Origin of the sequence: Aquabacterium sp. UBA2148, assembly GCF_002328915.1 — a bacterium.
GTDB lineage: Bacteria > Pseudomonadota > Gammaproteobacteria > Burkholderiales > Burkholderiaceae_C > Aquabacterium > Aquabacterium parvum.
On sequence record NZ_DCXA01000273.1, the window covers coordinates 1 to 3,311 of the forward strand.

The following is a 3,311-nucleotide window of genomic DNA, read 5'->3' on the forward strand; positions in this document are numbered from 1 at the left end:
GGGTGTTGATGTGGCTCATGACCGTGTGGGGCGGAGATCGAGGCAGGTGGCGAAGCAGGCGGCGAGGCGGGTGGCTCAGCCTACCGGGCGGCAGCGCTGGAAGTTGAAAGGGCGCCAGTGGCGCCCTCCATGCTGAATTACTTGCGGTCCTTCAGCGGCACGAAGGCCTGGTCTTCGGGGCCGGTGTAGTTGGCGCTCGGGCGGATGATCTTGCCGTCGATGCGTTGCTCGATCACGTGGGCCGACCAGCCGCTGGTGCGGGCGATCACGAACAGCGGGGTGAACATGTCGGTGGGCACGCCCATCATGTGATAGCTCACGGCACTGAACCAGTCCAGGTTGGGGAACATCTTCTTGATTTCCCACATCACCGACTCGAGACGCTCGGCGATGTTGTACATCTTCATGTTGTTCTGTTCCTTGGACAGGTCTTCCGCCACCTTCTTGATGACCACGTTGCGCGGGTCGCTCACGGTGTAGACGGGGTGACCGAAGCCGATCACGACTTCCTTGCGTTCCACGCGGGCGCGGATGTCGGCCTCTGCTTCGTCCGGGTTGTCGTAGCGCTTCTGGATCTCGAAGGCCACTTCGTTGGCGCCGCCGTGCTTGGGGCCGCGCAGGGCGCCGATGCCGCCACACAGGGCCGAGTACATGTCGGAGCCCGTGCCGGCCACCACGCGCGAGGTGAAGGTCGAGGCGTTGAACTCGTGCTCGGCGTAGAGGATGAGCGAGGTGTGCATCGCGCGCACCCAGCTGTCGCGGGGCTTCTCGCCGTGCAGCAGGTGCAGGAAGTGGCCGCCGATCGAGTCGTCGTCGGTTTCCACGTCGATGCGCTTGCCGTTGTAGGCGAAGTGGTACCAGTACAGCAGCATCGAGCCCAGGCAGGCCATCAGCTTGTCGGCGATGTCGCGGGCGCCGGGGTGGTTGTGGTCTTCCTTCTCGGGCTTGACGCAACCGAGCACCGACACGCCGGTGCGCATCACGTCCATCGGGTGGCTCGAAGGGGGCAGCTGTTCCAGGGCGACCTTGACGGCGTTGGGCAGGCCGCGCAGCGACTTCAGCTTGGCCTTGTAGCCAGCCAGCTCGGCCACGTTGGGCAGCTTGCCGTGCACCAGCAGGTGGGCGATTTCTTCGAACTCGCAGGTGGTGGCGACGTCGAGGATGTCGTAGCCGCGGTAAGCCAGGTCATTGCCAGTGCGGCCCACGGTGCACAGGGCGGTGTTGCCGGCGGCGGTGCCAGACAGGGCAACCGACTTCTTGGGCTTGAAACCGGGGGTGGTGGTCTCGGGGGTGGCGCTCATGTTGCGTCTCTCCAATTGAAAGCAGTGGCGGATGAAAGGATCACTTCTTGGCGGCGAACAGCGCGTCGAGCTTGCCCTCGAACGCGTGGTAGCCGATGCGGTCGTACAGCTCTTCGCGGGTCTGCATGATGTCGACCACGTTGCGCTGGTGGCCGTCGCGTCGGATGGCAGTGTAGACAGCTTCGGCGGCCTTGTTCATGGCGCGGAAGGCGCTCAGGGGGTAGAGCACCATGCCCACGCCGGTGGGGCGCAGGTCGTCGACGCTGAACAGCGGGGTCTTGCCGAACTCGGTGATGTTGGCCAGCACGGGCACCTTCACGGCATCGACGAACTTCTTGTAGGTCTCGAGGTCGTAGGCGGCTTCGGCGAAGATGCCGTCGGCGCCGGCTTCCACGCACTTGATGGCGCGCTCAATGGCGGCGTCCACGCCGTGAACCTGGATGGCGTCGGTGCGGGCGATCAGGAAGAAGTCCTTGTCCGTCTTGGCGTCAGCCGCGGCCTTGACGCGGTCGACCATCTCTTCGGTGGTGACGATTTCCTTGCCGGGGCGGTGACCGCAGCGCTTGGCGCCGACCTGGTCTTCGATGTGGCAGGCGGCGGCGCCGGCCTTGATCAGGCTCTTGACGGTGCGCTCGATGTTGAAGGCGCTGGGCCCGAAGCCGGTGTCGATGTCGACCAGCAGCGGCGTGTCACAGACGTCGGTGATGCGGCGCACGTCGATGAGCACGTCTTCCAGGCCGCTGATGCCCAGGTCGGGCAAGCCCAGCGAGCCTGCGGCCACACCGCCACCGGAGAGGTAGATGGCCTTGAAGCCCGCGCGTTGGGCCAGCAGCGCGTGGTTGGCGTTGATGGTGCCCATGACTTGCAGGGGGGCTTCTTCCTTCAGGGCCTGGCGGAAGCGTGCGCCGGCGGACAGTTGAGCCATGTGGTTCTCCGTGGAGTGAAGGACGGTTCACACGGACAGCGCAACGCGTGTGCCAGGGCGATCATGGCGGGGAGTGTGCGACGTGCACTTGGGGTAAGTCCTTGATTTGATTGGTCGCGAGGGGAAGTGGTGCGCATGGGTGTCGGGTCGGTTCAGCGGTGTGCGTTTCATTTGTGAAACATTTTGCTTGAAACGTGGAACAATGTTGAAACGAGGCACCGCCCCGTCTGCCCGCAACAGGCTGCCCAGCCCCTGCCCATGCCAGTTTCCTCAACCCCCGCTGACGGTCTGCCGGCCGCCGCGCCCCTCAGGCGAGTCGCCCAGACCAGCGCCCCGCCGCGCATCGTTGCGGTGGGCTACCGACGCATCAACAAGATGCTGCAGGAGCTGGCGGCCGATGTGGCCGACCGGGCCAGCGTCGACGTGCTGGACGTGGGCTTCGAACAAGCCGTGGCGCGCGTCAAGGACCTGCAGGCGCTGCAGCCCGTGGACGTGGTGGTGGCCGCCGGCTCGAACGGCGGTTACCTGCGCCAGCACCTCGATGTGCCGGTGGTGCTGGTCAAAGTGGGTGGCTTCGATTTGATGCAGGCCCTGTCGCAGGCCAGGCGGCTGGCCGACCGCATCGGCCTGGTCACCTACGAAGGCATGGCGCCCGACCTCAGCCGCTTCGACCGCCTGTTCGATTTCGACGTGGCCCAGCGCAGCTACCGCACCGAAGACGAGGCCCGAGCCTGTGTGCGCGAGCTGCAGCAGGCCGGCGTGGGCGTGGTGGTGGGCAGCGGGGTGGCCGTGGACGTGGCTGAGCAGCTGGGCTTGCCCGGGCTTTTTCTGTACTCGATGGACGCGGTGCGTGCGGCGCTGGAAGACGCGGTCGAGGTGGCGAGAGCGGCGCGCATCGAGCAGGCCAAGCGTGAGCGGCTCAACACCATCCTGGCCCAGGTCAGCGATGGCGTCATCGCCGTGGACCAGGGCGAGCGCATCCTGACGCTCAACCCACGCATGGCTCAGTGGCTGGGTGTGGCGCCCACCGACTGGATCGGGCAGGTGCTCGGGCGCGTCTGCCCGGAGCTGAGCCTGCAGAACAC

General features: G+C 66.0%; 3 protein-coding genes. 1 reads left to right on the forward strand and 2 read right to left on the reverse strand.

What is annotated here, in order from left to right; genetic code table 11:
• Nucleotides 1-137 precede the first annotated feature (137 nt).
• Together prpC and prpB are read right to left on the reverse strand one after the other, a co-directional pair.
• Entirely contained in the window at nt 138-1,301 is a 1,164-nt protein-coding gene (gene prpC / locus B2W70_RS15335; RefSeq protein WP_286746971.1) for a bifunctional 2-methylcitrate synthase/citrate synthase, read from the reverse strand.
• Between the two features lie 40 nt (nt 1,302-1,341).
• Nucleotides 1,342-2,226 (reverse strand): methylisocitrate lyase, encoded by an 885-nt coding sequence (gene prpB, locus B2W70_RS15340; RefSeq protein ID WP_058087872.1) that lies wholly within the window; start codon nt 2,224-2,226, stop codon nt 1,342-1,344.
• Between the two features lie 258 nt (nt 2,227-2,484).
• Between prpB and B2W70_RS15345 the strand changes: the two genes are divergently transcribed.
• Nucleotides 2,485-3,311: PrpR N-terminal domain-containing protein (locus B2W70_RS15345; RefSeq protein WP_286746977.1), on the forward strand; the 827-nt coding region annotated here is incomplete at its 3' end.

What these genes read in the sequence shown, in the direction of transcription:
- prpC (WP_286746971.1), bottom strand. Translation starts at nt 1,301, where the DNA reads ATGAGCGCCACCCCCGAGACCACCACCCCCGGTTTCAAGCCCAAGAAG.
- prpB (WP_058087872.1), bottom strand. Translation starts at nt 2,226, where the DNA reads ATGGCTCAACTGTCCGCCGGCGCACGCTTCCGCCAGGCCCTGAAGGAA.